14 protein-coding genes and 2 riboswitches are annotated in these 20,268 nt (G+C 68.4%); of the genes, 5 read left to right on the top strand and 9 right to left on the bottom strand.

What is annotated here, in order from left to right; genetic code table 11:
* The 4 genes from CAL15_RS04175 (at position 1) to CAL15_RS04160 (ending at position 6,307) form a co-directional block, all read left to right on the top strand.
* Positions 1 to 894 carry an ABC transporter permease gene (locus CAL15_RS04175; protein ID WP_086077426.1) on the top strand — a complete coding sequence of 298 codons (894 nt, stop codon included), beginning with the start codon at positions 1 to 3 and terminating at the stop codon, positions 892 to 894.
* Complete coding sequence (locus CAL15_RS04170) at positions 891 to 2,570, top strand: ABC transporter ATP-binding protein (RefSeq protein WP_086077425.1); 1,680 nt, start codon at positions 891 to 893, stop codon at positions 2,568 to 2,570. The genes CAL15_RS04175 and CAL15_RS04170 overlap by 4 nt, the downstream gene beginning before the upstream one ends.
* Positions 2,571 to 2,690: 120 nt before the next feature.
* Entirely contained in the window at positions 2,691 to 4,166 is a 1,476-nt protein-coding gene (locus CAL15_RS04165; protein WP_086077424.1) for a M81 family metallopeptidase, read from the top strand.
* 170 nt (positions 4,167 to 4,336) lie between these two features.
* A complete protein-coding gene (locus tag CAL15_RS04160) occupies positions 4,337 to 6,307 on the top strand; it encodes a DUF945 family protein (protein ID WP_086077423.1) in 1,971 nt (656 codons plus the stop codon).
* 75 nt (positions 6,308 to 6,382) lie between these two features.
* Here CAL15_RS04160 and gcvP read toward each other — a convergent pair whose 3' ends face one another.
* The 6 genes from gcvP to CAL15_RS04130 all read right to left on the bottom strand — a co-directional run bounded on the left by gcvP (position 6,383) and on the right by CAL15_RS04130 (position 14,676).
* Positions 6,383 to 9,259, bottom strand: a complete 2,877-nt coding sequence (gene gcvP, locus CAL15_RS04155; protein ID WP_086077422.1) for an aminomethyl-transferring glycine dehydrogenase — start codon at positions 9,257 to 9,259, stop codon at positions 6,383 to 6,385.
* 86 nt (positions 9,260 to 9,345) lie between these two features.
* Positions 9,346 to 9,720, bottom strand: a complete 375-nt coding sequence (gene gcvH, locus CAL15_RS04150) for a glycine cleavage system protein GcvH (protein ID WP_086077421.1) — start codon at positions 9,718 to 9,720, stop codon at positions 9,346 to 9,348.
* Between the two features lie 78 nt (positions 9,721 to 9,798).
* A complete protein-coding gene (gene gcvT, locus CAL15_RS04145; protein WP_086077420.1) occupies positions 9,799 to 10,899 on the bottom strand; it encodes a glycine cleavage system aminomethyltransferase GcvT in 1,101 nt (366 codons plus the stop codon).
* Between the two features lie 83 nt (positions 10,900 to 10,982).
* A riboswitch (glycine riboswitch) is annotated at positions 10,983 to 11,105 on the bottom strand.
* Between the two features lie 27 nt (positions 11,106 to 11,132).
* A riboswitch (glycine riboswitch) is annotated at positions 11,133 to 11,221 on the bottom strand.
* Between the two features lie 175 nt (positions 11,222 to 11,396).
* Positions 11,397 to 12,302, bottom strand: a complete 906-nt coding sequence (locus CAL15_RS04140) for a ZIP family metal transporter (RefSeq protein ID WP_086077419.1) — start codon at positions 12,300 to 12,302, stop codon at positions 11,397 to 11,399.
* Positions 12,303 to 12,444: 142 nt separating this feature from the next.
* Complete coding sequence (locus CAL15_RS04135; RefSeq protein ID WP_086077418.1) at positions 12,445 to 13,608, bottom strand: mandelate racemase/muconate lactonizing enzyme family protein; 1,164 nt, start codon at positions 13,606 to 13,608, stop codon at positions 12,445 to 12,447.
* A gap of 78 nt (positions 13,609 to 13,686) precedes the next feature.
* Positions 13,687 to 14,676, bottom strand: a complete 990-nt coding sequence (locus CAL15_RS04130) for a Bug family tripartite tricarboxylate transporter substrate binding protein (RefSeq protein WP_086077417.1) — start codon at positions 14,674 to 14,676, stop codon at positions 13,687 to 13,689.
* A gap of 134 nt (positions 14,677 to 14,810) precedes the next feature.
* On the opposite strand from CAL15_RS04130, the gene CAL15_RS04125 reads away from it, so the two are divergent.
* Positions 14,811 to 15,758, top strand: coding sequence for a LysR family transcriptional regulator (locus CAL15_RS04125; protein WP_086077416.1), 948 nt, complete (start codon positions 14,811 to 14,813; stop codon positions 15,756 to 15,758).
* Positions 15,759 to 15,798: 40 nt separating this feature from the next.
* Here the strand turns inward: CAL15_RS04125 and CAL15_RS04120 are convergent, their stop codons facing one another.
* The 3 genes from CAL15_RS04120 to CAL15_RS04110 form a co-directional block, all read right to left on the bottom strand.
* Complete coding sequence (locus CAL15_RS04120) at positions 15,799 to 16,425, bottom strand: superoxide dismutase (protein WP_086077415.1); 627 nt, start codon at positions 16,423 to 16,425, stop codon at positions 15,799 to 15,801.
* Between the two features lie 208 nt (positions 16,426 to 16,633).
* Entirely contained in the window at positions 16,634 to 17,833 is a 1,200-nt protein-coding gene (locus CAL15_RS04115) for an NAD(P)/FAD-dependent oxidoreductase (protein ID WP_086077414.1), read from the bottom strand.
* A gap of 10 nt (positions 17,834 to 17,843) precedes the next feature.
* A complete protein-coding gene (locus tag CAL15_RS04110) occupies positions 17,844 to 20,105 on the bottom strand; it encodes an arginine/lysine/ornithine decarboxylase (RefSeq protein ID WP_086077413.1) in 2,262 nt (753 codons plus the stop codon).
* Positions 20,106 to 20,268 lie beyond the last annotated feature (163 nt).

The following is a 20,268-nucleotide window of genomic DNA, read 5'->3' as shown; positions in this document are numbered from 1 at the left end:
ATGCCGCTGCGCGATACCGTGTCTCCCATGCCGTTGGCCGCCGGTCCGTCCGCAGCGGGCGCCTGGGCGCGGGTGCACCGCGAACTGCGCGGCGCGCCGGCCATGCTGGCGGTGGTGGTGCTGGCGTCGATGATCGTGATGGCGCTGGCGGCCCCCTGGCTGGGCACCGTGGATCCCACGGCCATCGCGCCCGGCTCGCGGCTGAAGCCGCCGTTCGGCGATTTCCTGCTGGGCACGGACGCCTTCGGCCGCGACCTGTGGTCGCGCGTGGCATACGGCGCGCGCGTGTCGCTGGTGGCGGGACTGGGCGCGTCGCTGGCCAGCGTGGCCGCGGGCCTGGTGCTGGGCCTGCTGGCCGGCTGGTTCCACTGGCTGGACGGCCTGATCATGCGCACCATGGACGCGCTGATGGCGATTCCGGGCATCCTGCTGGCCATCGCGCTGGTATCTGTGTCCGGCGCCAGCCTGACCACCGTGATGGTGGCCATTACGCTGCCGGAGATTCCGCGCGTGGTGCGCCTGGTGCGAGGGCAGATCCTCAGCGTGCGTACGGAACCCTATGTCGAGGCCGCGCTGGCGCTGGGCACGCCGCTGCCGCTGCTGGCGTGGCGCCATCTGCTGCCGGCCACGCTGGCGCCGCTGACGGTACAGGCCACCTACGTGTTCGCCTCGGCCATGCTGACCGAGGCCATCCTCAGTTTCCTGGGCGCGGGAATACCGCCCGAGATTCCATCGTGGGGCAACATCATGTCCGAGGGGCGCGTGTTCTTCCGCATCCTGCCCGGGCTCATCCTCTTTCCCGGCCTGTTCCTGTCGCTGACGGTGCTCAGCGTCAACATCCTGGGCGACGCGCTGCGCGACGCGCTCGATCCGCGCACGGAGCGACGGACATGAGCCCCGGCAACGGCACGCATGCGGACACGCAACCGGGCAAGGCCGAGCGCTCGCCCGTGCTGTCCCTGCGCGACCTCACGGTGCAGGTCTCGGCCACCGGTGAACGCGTGGTGCGCGGCATCGGGCTGGACGTCCACGCCGGCGAGACCGTCTGCGTCGTGGGCGAATCGGGTTCGGGCAAGTCGGTGACGGCGCTTGCGGTGATGGGCCTGCTGCCGCAAGGCGCGCTGCGCGCAAGCGGCGGCAGCGCAAGCCTGGACGGCGAGGACGTGCTGGCGGCCAACGCGCGGCGCCTGCGCGAACTGCGCGCCACGCGCATGGCCATGGTGTTCCAGGAACCCATGACCGCACTGAACCCCGTGCATCGCGTGGGCCGCCAGGTGGACGAGGTGCTGCGCCTGCATCGCCGCATGCCGCGCGCCGAGCGGCGCGCGCGCGTGCTCGAGATGTTCCGGTCCGTGCACCTGTCGGATGCGCAGCGCATCTACGACGCCTATCCGCACCAGTTGTCCGGCGGACAGCGCCAGCGCATCGTGATCGCCATGGCGCTGATCCTCGAGCCCGCGCTGCTGATCGCCGACGAGCCCACCACGGCGCTGGACGTCACCACGCAGCGGCAGATCCTGGCGCTGATCGGCGAACTGCAGCGCAGGCACGGCACGGCCGTGCTGTTCATCACGCACGACTTCGGCGTGGTGGCCGAGATCGCCGACCGCATCGCCGTGATGAATCGCGGCGAGCTGATCGAGACGGGCACGCGCGACGACATCCTGGCGCGCCCCCGGCACCACTACACGCGTCGCCTGGTGTCTTCCGTGCCCAGCCTGGTGCCGGCGCAGCGGCCCGCGCCGCAGGGCGACCCGGTGCTGCAGGTGCGCGGACTGGGCCGCAACTATGCCGAGCGCCGCCTTCCATGGCGCGGCGCGCGCGTCGTGGCCGCCGCCACCGACGTCGACCTGACGCTGCGCCGCGGCGAGATACTGGGGCTGGTGGGCGAGTCGGGTTCCGGCAAGTCCACCGTGGCGCGCTGCATCGTGCGGCTGATCGAACCGACCTCGGGCGCCATGCTGATGACTGGCACCGACATCGCGGGCCTGTCCGGTTCGGCGCTGAGGCCGCTGCGCAGACGCGTGCAGATCGTGTTCCAGGACCCGTATCGCTCGCTCAACCCGCGGCGCATCGTCGGCGAATCGCTGATCGAGGGCCTGCTGAACTTCGGCGTGCCCCGCGGCCAGGCGCAGGCGCGCGCCATCGAGATGCTGGGCGTGGTGGGCATGGGGCCGGACGCCCTGCGCCGCTATCCCCACCAGTTCTCCGGCGGCCAGCGCCAGCGCCTGTGCATCGCGCGGGCGCTGGTGATGGAACCCGAGGTGCTGGTGGCCGACGAGGCCGTGTCCGCGCTCGACGTGTCGGTGCAGGCCCAGGTCCTGGACTTGCTGCAAGCGGTGCGCCAGCGCACCGGCATCGCGGTGTTGTTCATCACGCACGATCTGCGCGTGGCGGCGCAGATCTGCGACTCCATCGCGGTGATGCTGCGCGGGCGCGTGGTCGAGGCCGGCCCGGCCGGCACCGTGCTGACCCGTCCCCGCCACGAGTACACGCGCGCCCTGCTAGAGGCGGCCCCGGGGCGCGGCTGGGATTTCCGCAATTTCCGGCCGCTGCCGCGCGCCGGATAATGGCTTGTGCCGCGGATGCGCGGCACGCCCGCGTACCCGCGGCCCCGACCGGCAGGCCGGCTGCGGCTTGCGGCGCGCGAGGGCGGGCGCATGTCCGCCACATCGCTCAGGAGAGATACGATGCGTTGGCTGTTGGCAATGATCAAGCACGAGACGAACACCTTCTCGCCGGTGTCCACGCCTCTTTCGCGGTTCTTCCGGGGCAATCCCGAGATCCTGTCCGGCGAGCGCGCCATCCGCGCCTACGAAGGCACCGACAGCGGCCTGGGGGGCTACATCGAGGTGGCGCGCCGCGAAGGCGCCGAGATCGTGGTGCCCGTGGCGGCCGAGTCCTGGCCCAGCGCGCCCACCGACCGCGCCACCTACGAGACGCTGTGCGGCCTGATGCTCGATGAAGCCCGCAAAGGCGGCTTCGACGCCATACTGCTCGACCTGCACGGCGCCATGGTGGCCGAGGGCGTGGAAGACGCCGAGGGCACGCTGCTGGCGCGCCTGCGCGAGATCGATCCTTCCACGCCCGTGGGCGTCACGCTGGACATGCACGCCAACGTGTACGACGAGATGGTGCGCCACGCCACGGTCATCACCGGCTTCCACACCTACCCGCACGTCGACATCCGCGAATCGGGCGTGCGCGCGGCCGACGCCATCGTTCGCACGCTGCGCGGCGAGATCCGGCCGGTGATGGCCTGGGGCAACAAGCCCATGCTGCCACACATCATGTGCCAGGGCACGCATGCCGATCCCAACAAGTCGCTGCAGGAACGCTGCAGGACTCTCGAGGCGCAGGGCATCATCGCCGCCTCGGTGTTCACCGGCTTCCCTCACGCCGACATACGCGAAGCCGGCCTCTCCGCCGTGGTCTGCACCGACGCCAATCTGCGCGAGGCGCAGCAATGCCGCGATGAACTGCTCGATGCCGCGTGGCGGCACCGCGACCAGTGGGTGTTCCACCCGGAGCCGCTGGAACCCGCCATCGCGCGCGCCAAGTCGCTGACGCAAGGCCCGGTCATCCTGCTGGACCACTACGACAACACCGGCTCGGGCGGCACGATGGACACCACGACGGTGCTGGCCGAGATACTGCGGCAGGAACTGGAGGACGTCGCGTTCTACGCCATCTGCGATCCGCAGGCCGCACAGCAGGCGGCGCAGGCAGGCGTCGGGCATACGGTGACGCTGCCGCTCGGCGGCAAAGTGCCCATGCCCGCGCTGCGCGAACACAGCGCACCGCTCACGGTGACCGGCCGCGTCAAGCTCGTCTTCGACGGCGTGTACCTCAATCGCGGGCCCATGTATCGCGGCGTGCGCAACGACACCGGCCTGACGGTGGTGCTGGACACCGGCCGCGTCGAGATCGTGATCGTGTCGCGCCACCAGGAACCCTTCGACGTCAACTGCCTGCTGTCGGCCGACATCGACCCGACGCAGAAGCGCTACGTGGCGCTGAAAAGCCGGGTGCATTGGCGAGCCGGCTTCGAGGACATGGCCACCGAGGTCATCCCGTGCACCGGGCTGGGAGTCACCACTTCGGACTACGGGCAGCTGCGCTTTCAGCACGTGCGCCGCCCCATCTATCCGCTGGACGACATGTAGGCGCTCGCGGCCGTTTGCATTTTGACAATGCTGGTAACTGCGGGCACGCTTTTGCGTGGAACCGCGCCGGTATACTCGCGGCGGGCTGAAGCCGCCCGGCAGCGCCAGCGGAGCGCCCACGAGAGGACCCGCGCGCCGCCTCATTCAAAACCGACTGAGCGTATATAACGATGAAGAAAGGTGTGGCGATCATCGCCGGCGTGGTTGTTGTGGCCGCGGGGGCCTGGCTGGGGGGCACCTGGTATACCGGCAAGCGCCTCGAGTCCGAAGAAGCGGCCCAGATCCAGGAACTGAACGCCAAGCTGGCCGAGGCCGTGCCCGGCTATCAGGCCAAGCTGCAGCGGGTCAGCTATGACCGCGGCTTCTTCACCACGCGCGCCCGCTATGGGCTGACCATGCAGGCGCCCCAGGCGGCGCCCGGCGAGGACCCCATCGTGCTGAAGCCCGGCATGGTCGAGATCGACACCCTCATCCAGCACGGCCCGTTCCCCGGCGGCGCCCTGGCCCGCGGCGACCTGCTGCCGCGTGCGGCCTTCGTCCATGCCGAACTGGTCCAGACCGAGGCGCTCAAGCCGCTGTTCGCCGCGACGCAGGGCAAGGCGCCCCTGTGGAGCGACTCGGTGGTGCACTACAACGGCGACAGCACCGGCACCGGCGGCCTGGCGGCCGCCAGGGTCGAGCACCAGGGCACGACGCTGGTCTTCGGCGGGGCCGCCATGGAAGGCGAGTACCGGCGCGCCGAGGAAGGCATCAAGGGCACGATGCGCATCGACTCGCTCAGCATCGAGAACCCCACCGACGAAGAACTGAACAAGATCGCCATCAACGGCGTGGACATGCACGTCGACACGCGACTGGGCAAGTTCGGCGTGTCCGTGGGCGACACGTCGATGAAGGTCAAGCGCCTCGACATCCAGGGCCCGGCCGACCAGGTATCGGCAGCGCTGGACGACCTGGCCTACACCCTGAAGATCGGCGAGAACGACACCACCATCAACGGCGAGGCCGTCTACTCGGTGGGCAAGCTCAGCGTGGGCTCCACCGACATGGGCAACGGACAGATCACGATCAAGCTCGCCAACCTGGAAGGCAATGCGACCCGAAAACTGGCCCGCACGTACACCGACCTGGTCAACGCGATGATGGCCCAGTCGACCGGAGGCGAGACCGACGACGCCGCGGCTGCCGAGCTGATGAAGCGTTCGGTTTCCGACGTGCGCGACCTGCTGGTCGCCGGCCCCACGCTGACGGTGGACCCCGTGCTGTGGAAGACCGACAAGGGCGAAAGCCGCCTGACCTACACGCTGGCGCTGCAGCCGCCCAAGGACGCCGACGCGCCGGTGCAAGAACTGGTGCGCCAGGCCATCAAGTCGATGCAGGCCCACGTGGTGGTCTCCAAGCCGATGGCGCAGGACCTGCTGGCGCGCGTGCTGGTGGCCACCCAGGGCGTCGCGCCCGACGAGGCCGCCACGCGCGCGGCCGACGAGATCCAGACCTCCACGGGCATGGCCGAGATGATGGGCATCGTGCGCAGCGATGGCGACAACATGCGCATCGACCTGGTGTACGACGGCGCCAAGGCCACGCTGAACGGCCAGGAGATCCCGGTGGACAGCCTGCTGTCCAGCATCGCCGGCCCCGAAGGCATGGACGGCGACGACGCCGACCTCGGCATGCCTGAATCCGCCTCGGGCGAGAGCGGCGGCGCCGACAGCTCGACGCTGCACATGCTGACCAACGACACCATCGGCGACCTGATCACCGCCGCGGGCTACGAGTACGAGGCCCGCACCGACGAATACGGCGAGCCCGAAATGGAGGTCAAGCCGGCCGACAGCGGCGCCACGGGCATCAACGTGTTCTTCACCAGCTGCGACGTGGACGACGGCTGCGAGAACGCGATGCTGCGCGCCGTGTACGAGCCGATCAAGCCCGAGCCGCTGAAGCTCATCAACGACTGGAACCGCGGCAACCGCTGGGCCCGCGCCTACATCGACGAGGACAACAGGCCCACGCTGGAGATGGATATCAACGCCTACGGCGGCATCGGCCGCGACGGCGTGGAAGCCTTCGTGCAGACGTTCTTCGACACCGTGCCTCAGTTCGCCGAGACGCTGAACACCGCGCGCAAGAGCAAGTAAAAAAACGCGGGGCCGGCGTCGAGCCGGCCCCGCGTTGCCGGACACGGGCCGCCCCACGGGGCGGTCCGCGTCATTTCAGTTGGCGTACGCCTCGATCGGCAGGCACGAGCACACCAGGTTGCGATCGCCGTAGGCATTGTCCACGCGCGCCACCGGCGGCCAGTACTTGCCGTCGCGCAGCGAGGCCAGCGGATAGGCGGCCTGCTGGCGCGGATAATCGTGGTGCCATTCCTCGGCCAGCAGCATCTGCGCGGTATGCGGCGCGTTCTTCAGCACGTTGTCGTCGCGGTCGCGTTCGCCGCGCTCGATCTGCGCGATCTCTTCGCGGATGGCAATCATCGCGTCGACGAAGCGGTCGAGCTCGGCCAGGCCCTCGGACTCGGTCGGCTCGATCATCAGCGTGCCGGCCACCGGGAAACTCATGGTAGGCGCGTGGAAGCCGTAGTCCATCAGTCGCTTGGCGATGTCCTCGGCCGACACGCCGCTGGTCTCCTTCAGCGGACGCACGTCCAGGATGCATTCGTGCGCGACGCGGCCGTTGCGGCCGGCGTACAGCACGGGATAGTGTCCCGCCAGGCGCGTGGCCACGTAGTTGGCGTTGAGGATGGCCACTTCCGTGGCGCGCTTCAGGCCGTCGGCGCCCATCAGCGCGATGTACACGTACGGAATGGGCAGGATGCCGGCCGAGCCGTACGGCGCGGCCGACACCGGGCCGACGTGCGCCTCGGCGGGCAGGCGCCCCTGCTCGTTCAGCACGCCGGGCAGGTACGGCGCCAGGTGCGCGCGCACCGCCACCGGCCCGACGCCCGGGCCGCCGCCGCCGTGCGGAATGCAGAAGGTCTTGTGCAGGTTCAGGTGCGAGACGTCGGAACCGAACTTGCCCGGCCGGGCCACGCCGACCATGGCGTTCATGTTGGCGCCGTCCAGGTACACCTGGCCGCCCGCGGCATGCACGATGTCGCAGATCTCGGTGACAGCCTCTTCGAACACGCCGTGCGTGGACGGATAAGTGATCATCAGGGCCGCCAGCTTGTCGCCCACCTTGGCCACCTTCGCGCGCAGGTCGTCGATGTCGACGTTGCCGTTGGCGTCGGACGCCACCACCACGACCTCCATGCCCGCCAGCTGCGCCGACGCGGGATTGGTGCCGTGCGCCGACGACGGGATCAGGCAGACGTTGCGCTGGCCTTGGTCGTTGGCCTGGTGATAGCCGCGGATCGCCAGCAGGCCGGCGTACTCGCCCTGCGCGCCCGAATTGGGCTGCAGGCTGATGTTGTCGTAGCCCGTGATCTCGCACAGCGCCTTGGACAGGCGCACGATGAGATCGTGGTAGCCCTCGGCCTGCGCGGCGGGAGCGTACGGATGCACCTGCGAGAACTCGGGCCAGGTGATGGGGATCATCTCGGCCGTGGCGTTGAGCTTCATCGTGCAGGAGCCCAGCGGGATCATGGTGCGGTCCAGCGCCAGGTCCTTGTCGGCCAGTTTGCGCAGATAGCGCAGCATGTCGGTCTCGGAACGCACGCTCGAGAACACTGGATGGACCAGGATGGCGCCCTGGCGCCGCAGCGCGGCCGGGATGCCGCCCGCGGCCTGCGCGTCCAGCGCGTCCACGTCGAGAGCCACGTCGTCCTGCTCGAGCCCCGCGGCGAACACGTTGACCAGGGCCTGCAGGTCTTGCGCGCTGACGGTCTCGTCCAGCGACACCGCCAGGCGCGCGCCATCGACGCGGCGCAGATTGATGTGCTCGCACGCGGCGGCCGTGACGATGGCCGGCGTGGCCGGCCCGGTTTCCAGCAGCAGCGTGTCGAAGAACGTATCGTTGGCCACCTTGATGCCGAGCTTGAGCAGTTCGCCGCGCAGGATGGCGGTGTAGCGCTGCACGCGGTTGGCGATGCGCGCGATGCCGGCGGGGCCGTGCCACACGGCGTACATGCCGGCCATCACGGCCAGCAGCACCTGGGCGGTGCAGATGTTCGAGGTGGCCTTCTCGCGGCGGATGTGCTGCTCGCGCGTCTGCAGCGCCAGGCGCAGCGCGGGGTTGCCCTGAGCGTCCTTGGACACGCCCACCAGTCGGCCGGCCATGTTGCGCTTGAAGGCATCCTTGCAGGCCATGAAGCCGGCGTGCGGGCCGCCGAAGCCGAACGGCACGCCGAAGCGCTGCGCCGAACCCACGGCGATGTCGGCGCCCCATTCTCCGGGCGGCGCCAGCACGGCCAGCGCCAGCAGGTCGGTCGCGCACGCCACGACGGCGCCCTGCGCGTGCGCCGCTTCAGCCAGCGCGCGGTAGTCGGCCAGCGAACCCAGGCTGTGCGGATACTGCAGCAGCACGCCGAAGCACTCGGGCAGGCCCTGCGCCTCGTCGCCCACCACCACTTCGATGTCCAGGCCGATGGCGCGCGTGCGCACGACCTCGATGGTTTGCGGATGGCAGTGCTGCGACACGAAGAACACCGGGCTTTGCGCCTTGGCGCCGCGGCGCGCCAGCGTCATGGCTTCGGCGGCGGCGGTGCCCTCGTCCAGCAGCGAGGCGTTGGAGATGTCCAGCCCGGTCAGGTCGGCGACCATGGTCTGGTAATTCAGCAGGGCCTCGAGACGGCCCTGCGAGATCTCGGGCTGGTAGGGCGTATAGGCCGTGTACCAGGCGGGGTTCTCGAGAATGTTGCGCAGCACGACGTTCGGCACGTGCGTGCCGTAGTAGCCCTGGCCGATGTAGTTGCGATAGACCTTGTTGCGGCCGGCGATGCGCTTGAGCTCGGCCAGCACGTCGGTCTCGCTGCGCGAGGCCGGCAGGTCCAGCGGTTCGCCGCTGCGGATGCGCGGCGGCACCACCTCGGCGATCAGGTCGTCCAGGCTGGCGCTGCCGACCACGGCAAGCATGCTGGCCTGGTCCTCGTCGGAGGGGCCGATGTGGCGGGGAATGAAATCGGTATGGGTGTCTAGGGCGCGCGACATGAAGCAATCTCGAAGAACGATGGCCCGCCGCGGCTGCGGCGTGCCGAAGACGGGCCGCGCGGCATGACGCCCGCGCGGCCGCGGACTCAGCCGTTGGAGGCCTCGTAGCCGGCGGCGTCCAGCAGGCCGTCGAGGTCTGTGGCGTTGTCCGGCTTGACCTTGAAGATCCAGGCCGAATAGGCGGACTCGTTGATCAGCGCGGGATTGGCGTCCAGCTCGTCGTTGAACGCGACGATCTCGCCGGACACCGGCGTGTAGATGTCGGAAGCGGCCTTGACGGACTCGACCACGCCGGCCTTGTCGCCGGCCTTGAGCTTGGCGCCGACTTCCACTTCGCCGACGAAGACCAGGTCGCCGAGCTGGTCCTGGGCGTTGTCGGTGATGCCGACGACGAACACGTCGCCTTCGGCTTTGACCCATTCATGGGACGCGGTGTACTTGCGATCGGTGGGCAGACTCATGGAAACTCCTGGGCTGGGTGCTGCGATACGGGAAAGGGATTGCGCGCCTTCCGGCCCCGGCGGGCCGGAAGCACGAGTTTACGAGTGTTCGACGGCTTTGCCGTGACGCACGAAGGGCAGCTTGCAGACCAGAGCGGGCACCCATTTGCCGCGGATGTCGACCTGCGCCTGGTCGCCCGGCTGCACGCCGGCGGGCAGGCGTGCGAAGCCCACGGAAACGCCCAGCGTGGGCGACATGGTGCCGCTGGTGATTTCTCCGTCGCCCTGCGCGGTGCGCACGGTCATGTGGGCACGCATCACGCCGCGTTCCTGCAGCTTCAGGCCCAGGAAGGCGGCCGGCGTGGCGTGCTGTTCCAGGGCATCGCGGCCGATGAAGCGGCGCGCCGGATCTTTCAGCGACACGGTCCACGACAGGCCAGCCTGGTCGGGCTGGATCAGCTCGTCCATGTCCTGGCCATACAGGTTCATGCCGGCCTCCAGGCGCAGCGTGTCGCGCGCGCCCAGGCCGCAGGGCCGCACGCCCTGCGCGGCCAGGTTGCGCCACAGCGCGACCACTTCGGCGGCCGGCAACACGATCTCGAAGCCGTCTTCGCCGGTGTAGCCCGTGCGGGCCACCAGCGTGTCGTCGCCCGGCAGGGCCGCGGAGAACGGGCCCAGCGGTTCGGAGGAGGCGCGCCAGTCGGGGCGCGCGGCCCATACCTTGGCTCGTGCCTCGGGGCCCTGCACCGCCACCATGGCCAGGTCGCGGCGCGGCGCGATGGTCACGTCGAACCTGCCCGACGTGGCAACGCGACGCATCCACGCGACGTCCTTGTCGGCGGTGCCGGCGTTGACCACGACGCGCCATTTGTCGGCGGCGAAGAAATAGACGATGAGGTCATCGATGACGCCGCCCTGCGGGTTCAGCATGCAGCTGTACAGCGCCTTGCCCGGCACGGTCAGCTTGGCCACGTCGTTGGCGACCAGGCGCTGCAGGAAGGCGCGCGCGTCGGGACCGGCGACGTCCACGTTCAGCATGTGCGAGACGTCGAACATGCCGGCGGCGCGGCGCACGGCGTGGTGCTCTTCGATCTGCGAGCCGTACGACAGCGGCATTTCCCAGCCGCCGAAATCGACCATGCGGGCGCCGGCGGCGAGGTGTTCGTCGTAGAGCGGGGTGCGTTGCAGAGGTGCGGACATGCGGAGAGACTCCAGCGGCAGCGGCGCCGCAAGGGATTGCGCGATGCCGATGCGAAGCGAAAGCCCCGGCGATCGGCCGATTCTTCCGCCCCTCTGTCCTTTTGCCTGAGAGTTGCCCCGCGGCGGCGGGTTTGCACCTTCGGCGCCTGGGTGGCCTGCCTGCGCGAAGCGCCGGGCGGGCACCAGGTCTCTCCAGAGTGCTGTTTCGGTGCGGCGCGATGGGCGCCGCGGACGATGCAGTTGCGGTATGGGTTACCTGAGCGATTCCGGGCGAATTGCGCCTTCGGCGGCCGACAAAGCGGCTCTCTCCCGCAACATGCGTGACAGCGCGGCAAGCATACCCCGAAAGCCGGGCGCCGCAAAGCGGGGACGTGGCGCCGCCGCCGCGGGCGCCACGGTAGGCCGTGGCTTCGCCTCGTGCCCGCGCGGAGTCCGGAGCACCGAGTCAGAACTCACGCGGCGTCAGCCTCGGGTGAGCCGCAGCCGCATCGGCGGCTTTATCCGAGCACGGTGTCCAGGATCATCATCAGCACGAAGCCGATCATCAGCCCGCAGGTGGCGGCGACCTCGTGACCCTTGCGGTGCGACTCGGGGATGATCTCGTGGCTGATCACGAACAGCATGGCGCCCGCGGCGAATCCGAGGCCCCATGGCAGCATGGCGGCCGACCAACCCGCGATGGCGGCGCCCAGCACCGCGCCCAGCGGCTCGACCAGGCCCGACAGCATGCCGATGGCCACGGCCGTCGCGCGCCCATAGCCGGCGGCCATCAGCGCCACCGCCACCACCAGGCCTTCGGGCACGTCCTGGATGGCGATGCCCGTGGCGAGCGCCGTGCCGCGCAACGCGTCGTTGCCGACGAAGCTCACCCCGATCGCCAACCCTTCGGGCACGTTGTGCAGGATGATGGCGAAGACGAACAGCCACGTCCGGCGCAGTTTCTTTGAGTCGGCGCGGTCGCGGCCGCCCTCTTTGCCCTTGATGAAATGCTCGTGCGGCAGCACGCGGTCGGCCAGCAGCAGCGCGGCTCCGCCCAGCAGCACCGCCACGCCCACGATGCCCGCCGACGTCCAGGCGCCGTGTCCCAGCGCTTCGGCGGCGGCCACGCCCGGCACCACGAGCGAGAAGGCACAGGCGGCAAGCATCACCCCCGCGCCGAAGCCGAACATGATGTCCTGCACCTTCTCGGAGAGCGTCTGCGAGAACACCACGGGCAGCGTGCCCAGCGCGGTGGCGGCGGCCGCCACCATTCCGCCCAGCAGCGCGTCGGACACGGCGGGCGTGCGCACCGCGAAGTACGCCCACAGCTGGTGCATGGCGAGACATGCGACGAGCACGGTAAGCGTCCAGATGCTGACGCTGGTGGCGGCGGGTCGTACGCGGTGGCGGCTGTGGGTGTTCATCGGCAATTCCTGGGTTGCCAAAGTCATACGCTTTATTGTTAATGATAGTCATTTTCAATAAAGCATACAACCGGTATGCCGCTTCTCAGCAAGCGGCGTGCCGCCCGCAGGTCCGGCACGCCGCAGCCGCTGCCGCTGCCGGCTATTGGTCGATGACGAAGCCGTCGAAATGCGGACGCATCGAGATCGGCTTGGACAGCGGCGGACGCCGTTGCTGCGCATCCGGTACCAGCGCCATCCCGAGGCCGGGACGACTGGGAATGTCGACGAACCCCTGGTCGGGCCGCGGCACCTCGTCGACGACGTCACTGCCCAGGTGCTCCGGCCGCGATTCGAAGATGCCGGCCTCGAAGCCCGTAGCGTATTCCTGAATGGCGAAGTTGGGAACCGCCGCCGCCAGTTGCAGGCAGGCGGCAAGCCCGATCGGCGACAACGGGTTGTGCGGCACGATCTGCACGTGATGAGCCTCGGCCATGGCGGCCACCTTGCGCCCGCCCGTGATGCCGCCGCACAGGCACAGGTCCACCCGCGCGAACTCGACGGCGTTGCGCGCCAGCAGCGCCTGGAACTCGTAGATGGTGGCGAAGCGTTCGCCGGTGGCGATGGGCACGTTGATCTTGTCGGCCACGCGAGCCATGGCGTCGGGCCCCTCGGGTCGGATGGGATCCTCGACGAACATGGGATGCGTGTCCTCGATCGCGTTGGTGAAGGTCACGGCTTCGGGCGGCGTCAGGCGGCGGTGCAATTCGATCAGCAGGTCCACGCGATCGCCCACCACCTCGCGTATGCGATGCACGTTGTCGATGGCGTCGCGCATCTTCTTGATATGGGTCTTGAACCACACCTGGTCGTTGCCCTCGTCCAGGAAAGGATTGAGATGGCCGAACGCGTTGAAGCCGGCATCCATCTTGGCCTGGCATTCGACCAGGATCTTCTCGATCGAGCTTTCGTAGACATGGCCATAGATGCGTGCCTTCTTGCGCACCGCGCCGCCCAGCAGTTCGTAGATCGGCACGCCGAGCGCCTGGCCCTTGATGTCCCACAGCGCGATGTCGATCGCCGAGATCGCCGCGTTGATCGCCAGCCCCTGGAAGTAGCTGAAGCGATGCATCACGTTCCAGTGATGCTCGATGTCGAAGGCCGGCTTGCCTTCCAGGTATTCGGCGAAGCGCTGGATGGCGGCGCCCGCGGCCTGCAGATGGCCCCAGGTGCCGGCCTCGCCGATGCCCACCAGGCCGGAATCGGTTTCGATCCGGGCATACATGAACTGGCCCACGTGCAGCGGGACGATACGCTTGATTTTCATTGCCTTCCTTTGTAGCTGCCACGGGTATGGCGATTCATCGGGCACGCCCGCCTCGGCCGCGCCCGCCCTGCGTTGTCGTCAGCGCTTGGCGCCCTGCGCGGCGTTGGCCTGCAGCATCGCGCTCCAGCGCCTGGTTTCCTGCGACACGTGCTCGCGGGCCGCGCTCGAGGTGCCGCCCAGCGGCACCGCGCCCGCGGTGTCCAGGCTGGCGAGGAAATCGCTGTCCTTCAAAGCCCGATTCACCCCCTGGGCGATGGCGTCCAGGACCGGCTGCGGCGTGTCCAGCGGCGCGGCCAGGCCGAACCAGTTGCTGATCTCGAAGCCTGCCAGGCCCGCTTCCTTGGCGGTCGGCACGTTGGGCAGGGCCTTGATGCGTTCATTGCGCGCTACCGCCAGGGCCCGCAGCCGGCCTTCGCTGATGAAGGGCGCCACGGTCGGCGCGGCGGTGATCAGCATCTGGATCTGGCCACCGAGCAGATCCTGCAGCGCGGGACCGGAGCCGCGATACGGCACGTGCAGGATGTCCGCGCCCGTCAGTTGCTTGAACAGCTCGCCGGCCAGGTGCGGGCCGCTGCCCACGCCGCCGGAGCCGTAGGTGATCTTGTCCGGATTGGCGCGCGCATATGCCACGAACTCGGTCAGGTTGCGTGCCGGCACGCTGCTGTTGATCACCAGCACGAACGGAGTCTCGGCCACCAGCACCGCCGGCTGCAGGGACTTGATGGGATCGAAGCTGAGGTTGGGCACGAGTTCGGACACCACCGTGGATGTGATCTCGTTCATGAACAGCGTGTGGCCGTCGGGCCGCGCGCGCACCACCGACGACATGGCGATGGTGCCGCTGGCGCCCGGCTTGTTCTCGACGATGAAGGTGCCCTTCATGGTGCCGGTCAGCTTGGTGCTGAGCAGCCTCGCGACCGCGTCGGTGGCGCCGCCCGGCGAGTAAGGCACGACGATGGATACGGGCCGGTCGCCGGGATAGGCGGACTGCGCCGCAACGGCCATGGGCAGCAACGCCAGCGCGCCCAGCATATGGCGGCAATGCCGCAACAGAGAGGTCAATGACATGGAGTCTCCTGGTTGTTCTCGATATATCCGGGCAATGCCGGTAGCCGCGCCTTGCTGACGGATCGTCTGCACTCTAAGCCCGCTAGAATGGCAACAAACACGCAGAAAGTTATTCCATTATTTCCATCTGGTTAATGATGAGCACGTCCCTGGCTCCTACCGACATGGCGTTCTTCAGCATCGTGGCGCGCTGCAGCAGCCTGGCGGCGGCCGCGCGCGAGATCGGCGTCAGCCCGCCCGCGGTTACCAAGCGGCTGGCACAGATGGAGGCGCGCCTTGGCGTGCGGCTGCTGACGCGCACCACGCGCCGCATGCACCTGACCGAAGAAGGCGAGATCTACCTGATGCATGCGCGGCGCATCCTGGCCGACATCGAGGACATGGAGCGCCATGTGTCCAGGGCGCCGCAGGAACCCAAGGGCCTTCTGCGCGTGAACGCCACGCTGGGATTCGGCCGCAACCACGTGGCCCCGCTGCTGTCAGCATTCCGCCACCGTTATCCGGGCGTGGACGTGCAGCTCCAGCTGACGGTGGCGCCGCCCGCGCTCACCGAGGATGCCTTCGACGTCTGCGTGCGCTTCGGCGAGCCGCCCGAAGCCCGCGTCATCGCCAGGCGCATTGCCGCGAACCGGAGGCTGCTGTGCGCCGCACCGTCTTATCTGGCGCGCCACGGCGAACCGCTGGTGCCCGAAGACCTCGCGCGGCACGCCTGCATCGACATCCGGCACGGCAGCGAAACGCATGGCGTCTGGCGCCTGCATCGAGGCAAGCGCACGCATACGGTGAAGGTGGGGGTGCATATGAGCACCAACGACGGGGCCATCGCCGTGAACTGGGCGCTGGACGGGCATGGCATCATCCTGCGCGCCGAGTGGGACATTGCGGCCCACCTGGCAACGGACCGGCTGCGCCAAGTGCTGGGCCGCTACCGCACACCACCGGCGGACATCTATGCGGTGTATCTGCCGCAACACCAGTATGCCGGGCGGGTCGTCGCGTTCGTGGATTTCCTGCGCGAGGCCTTTGCCCGGCCGCCCGATGCGCCGCCCGGGCTGCGGCCGCGGCAGGCCTCGCGGTCATGAACCAGGGCGGGCCGGCCGGCGCGCTCGCCCCGAACCCGCATCAAGCCGAGGCGGGCCGCAGCGCACCCTCGTAGCGACGCGCCACTTCCTTCCAATCGATCACGTTGTAGAAAGCGGCGATGTATTCGGGTCGGCGGTTCTGGTACTTCAGGTAGTAGGCGTGCTCCCAGACGTCCAGACCGAGCACGGGCATGTTGCCGTGCATCAGCGGGCTGTCCTGGTTGGCGGTGCTTTCCACCACCAGCCGGCCTTGCGGCGTCACGCTCAACCAGGCCCAGCCGCTGCCGAAGCGCGACAAGGCGGCCTTGGTGAAGGCGTCTCGGAAGGCATCCATGCCGCCCAGTTCGGCCTGGATGGCATCCGCCAGCTTGCCACTGGGCTCGCCGCCGCCGTCGGGCGACATCACTGTCCAGAACAGGCTGTGATTGGCGTGGCCGCCACCGTTGTTGCGGACGGCGCCTCGCGCCGATTCGGGCAGTTGCTCCAGGTCCGCGATGACGTCTTCCACCGGTCGATCGGACGAGATGCCCGCGCCTTCCAGCGCCGAGTTCAGGTTGTTGATGTACGTTTGGTGATGGCGCGTGTAGTGGATCTCCATCGTCATCGCGTCGATGTGGGGCTCGAGCGCGTCGTAGGCGTAAGGCAAGGGAGGTAGGGTATAGGCCATTGGAATCTCCGGTTGTCGGCCTTCGACAGGCCGCGGTTCAGGCTGGCACGCACGCAGCCGCGCGACGGGCGGTTCGCGCGTTCCGGGTCAACTCAGCATGGTTCGTGCCGGCCTGCCCGTCTCAGGGCGATAGGCTCGCGGCGCGGCGTGCGACCGCGTGATCGGGATGGCGCTGAAGGAAACGCGGCAGTTCGTCGCGGCAATGCCGCTACAGCGCCTTGCCGCAGGCCACGCCCGATGCCCAGGCCCACTGGAAGTTGTAGCCTCCCAGCCAGCCGGTGACGTCGACGGTTTCGCCGATGAAGTACAGCCCATGCACGCCGCGTGCCTGCATGGATTTCTGGTCCAGGCCGCGGGTGTCCACGCCACCGCGCATCACCTCGGCCTTCTTGTAGCCGGCCGTGCCGGTGGGCACCAGCCGCCATTGCTGGATGCGCGCGCCCAGTTCGCGCAGGGCGCGGTCGGGCAGGTCGGCCACGCGGCTGGCGGACAGATCCTGGCCGCCCGGCCCGGCCGCGCGCAGCCAGCGGTCGGCCAGGCGCTTGGGCCACATGCCGCCCAGCACGGTATGCAACTGCTGCCGGTTGCCAGGCTTCACCGCCAGCAGTTCGGCTGCCATGTCCCGGCCGGGCGCAAGGTCGAGGGTGATAGCCTCGCCGGGCCTCCAGTAGCTGGAGATCTGCAGGATGGCCGGGCCGGACAGCCCGCGATGGGTGAACAGCAGGTCTTCGAGAAACTCGCCGCGGGCGGCGCCCTGCCCCGTCTCCAATCCGACCTCGAGCGCCACGCCGGAGAGCTCGGCGAAAGGCTTCCATTCGGTGGCGTCGAAGGTCAGCGGCACCAGCGCCGGACGCGGCTCGACCACCTTGAGCCCGAACTGCCGCGCGATCTTCAGCCCGAAGTCGGTGGCGCCCAGTTGCGGGATGGCCATTCCACCCGTGGCCACCACCAGTTTGGCGGCCCGGATCTCGCCCTGGCTGGTGCGCAGCACATAGGCGTCGGCGTCGCGGGCCACTTCGGCCACGCGGCACGACATGCGCCAGGCCACGCCGCCCTGCTCGCATTCCGCGCGCAGCATCTGGATGATGGACTCGCTGGAGTCGTCGCAGAACAGCTGGCCGCGGTGCTTCTCGTGCCAGCCGATGCGATGCTTGCGCACCAGGCCGATGAAGTCCTGCGGCGTGTAGCCGGCCAGCGCCGAGCGGCAGAAGTGCGGGTTCTCGGAAAGAAAGTTGGCGGGGCCCGCACCGATGTTGGTGAAGTTGCAGCGCCCGCCGCCCGAGATGCGGATCTTCTCGGCCAGCTTGTCGGCATGGTCGACCAGCACCACGCGCAGGCCGCGCTGGCCCGCCACCGCGGCGCACATCATGCCCGCGGCGCCGGCGCCCAGGATCGCGACGTCGTACATCGGGACGCTGTCAGTCTTCCTTCAGGCAGTCCACGTAGTAGCGCTTGCTGCCATCCGGCGCGGTGTCCTCTGCCAGGCCGTGGATGTAAGTTTCGAAGCCGGGGAACCGCGAGTTGAACTCGCGCGCGAACTGCAGGTATTGCACGATGGTGCGGTTGAAGCGCTCGCCCGGAATCAGCAGCGGGATGCCGGGAGGATACGGCGTCAGCAGCACGCCCGTGACGCGGCCCTCGAGTTCGTCGATGGCCACGCGCTCGACCTCGCGGTGGGCCATGCGGGCGAATGCATCGGAGGGCTTCAGGGCCGGCACCATGTCGCTCAGGTACATTTCGGTGGTCAGGCGCGCCACGTCGCGATCGCGATAGGCCTCGTGGATCTGCTGGCACAGGTCGCGCAGGCCCATGCGCTCGTAGCGGCGATGGTCGCGACAGAACTCGGGCAGGATGCGCCACATCGGCTGGTTGCGGTCGTAGTCGTCCTTGAACTGCTGCAGCGCGGTCAGCAGCGTGTTCCAGCGGCCCTTGGTGATGCCGATGGTGAACAGGATGAAGAACGAATACAGGCCGGTCTTCTCGACCACCACGCCGTGCTCGGTCAGGTACTTGGACACCAGGGCGGCCGGAATGCCCGTTTCGCCGAAGCTGCCCGACATGTCCAGGCCCGGGGTGATGATCGTGGCCTTGATGGGATCGAGCATGTTGAAGCCGTCGGCCATTTCGCCGAAGCCGTGCCAATGGTCGTTGGCCTGCAGGATCCAGTCGTCGCGATAGCCGATGCCGTCGGCCGGCAGGCGGTTGGGGCCCCATACCTTGAACCACCAGTCGTTCTTGCCGAACTCGGACTCGACCTTGCGCATGGCGCGGCGGAAGTCCATGGCTTCGCGGATGCTCTCCTCGACCAGCGCGGTGCCGCCGGGCGGCTCCATCATGGCCGCGGCCACGTCGCACGACGCGATGATCGCGTACTGCGGCGAGGTCGAGGTGTGCATCAGGTAGGCCTCGTTGAAGATGTTGCGGTCGAGTTTGCGCGACTCGGACTCCTGCACGATGATTTGCGAGGCCTGCGAGATGCCGGCCAGCAGCTTGTGCGTCGAGTGCGTGGCGAACACCATGGCTTCCTTGCTGCGCGGCCGGTTCTGGCCGATGGCATGCATGTCCTGGTAGTACTCGTGGAAGGACGCGTGCGGCAGCCAAGCCTCGTCGAAGTGCAGCGTGTCGACGTAGCTGCCCAGCTTTTCCTTGATCATCTCGACGTTGTAGATGACGCCGTCGTAGGTGCTCTGCGTCAGCGTGAGGATGCGCGGCTTCTTGTTCAGCGCTTCGCGCGCGAACGGGTTCGCCTCGATCTTCTTGCGGATGCTTTCGGGCTCGAACTCTTCGAGGGGGATGGGCCCGATGATGCCCAGGTGGTTGCGGGTGGGCCGCAGGAACACCGGAATGGCGCCCGTCATCGTGATGGCGTGCAGGATCGACTTGTGGCAGTTGCGGTCGACCACCACCACGTCGCCCGCCGCCACGTTGGCATGCCACACCACCTTGTTCGAGGTGGAAGTGCCGTTGGTGACGAAGAAACAGTGGTCGGCGTGGAAGATGCGCGCCGCGTTGAGTTCGGACTCGGCCACCGGGCCGGTGTGGTCCAGCAGCTGGCCCAGTTCGTCGACCGCGTTGCACACGTCGGCGCGCAGCATGTTCTCGCCGAAGAACTGGTGGAACATCTGGCCCACCGGGCTCTTCAGGAACGCCACGCCGCCCGAATGGCCCGGGCAGTGCCAAGAGTACGAGCCTTCCTGCGCGTACTCGACCAGCTCGCGGAAGAACGGCGGGGCCAGCCCGTCGACGTAGCTGCGGGCTTCGCGGATGATGTGGCGCGCCACGAACTCGGGCGTGTCCTCGAACATGTGAATGAAGCCGTGCAGCTCGCGCAGGATGTCGTTGGGGATGTGCTCGGACGTGCGCGTCTCGCCGTACAGATAGATGGGGATGTCGGCGTTGCGAAAGCGCAGTTCGCCGATGAACGAGCGCAGGTTCTTGATGGCGCTGGCCACGTCCTCGGGCGACGAATCGTCGAACTCTTCATCGTCGATGGACAGGATGAAGGCGCTGGCGCGGCTTTGCTGCTGGGCGAACGAACTCAGGTCGCCGTAGCTCGTTACGCCGAGCACCTCGACACCCTCGGCCTCGATGGCGGCGGCCAGCGCGCGAATTCCCAGCCCCGAGGCGTTCTCGGAACGATAGTCTTCGTCAATGATGAAAATAGGGAACCGGAATTTCATGCGGGCGCTCCAGGGGCAAGGCGAATTGGCGCGAGGTGTGGGCCGTCGATCTGCCGCAGCCGCGCGGCGGGCGCGCGCTGCAGGTAAAACGGACGCGAGTGTACTGCTATCAGGGGACGTGCTGTTGACAAGACGCGACAAGCCGGACTCATGGTGTCCGAAC

It is taken from the genome of Bordetella genomosp. 13 (assembly GCF_002119665.1).
GTDB lineage: Bacteria > Pseudomonadota > Gammaproteobacteria > Burkholderiales > Burkholderiaceae_B > Bordetella.
The sequence above is the reverse complement of the archived record's forward strand: the minus strand, read 5'-3'. Positions and strand labels throughout refer to the sequence as shown.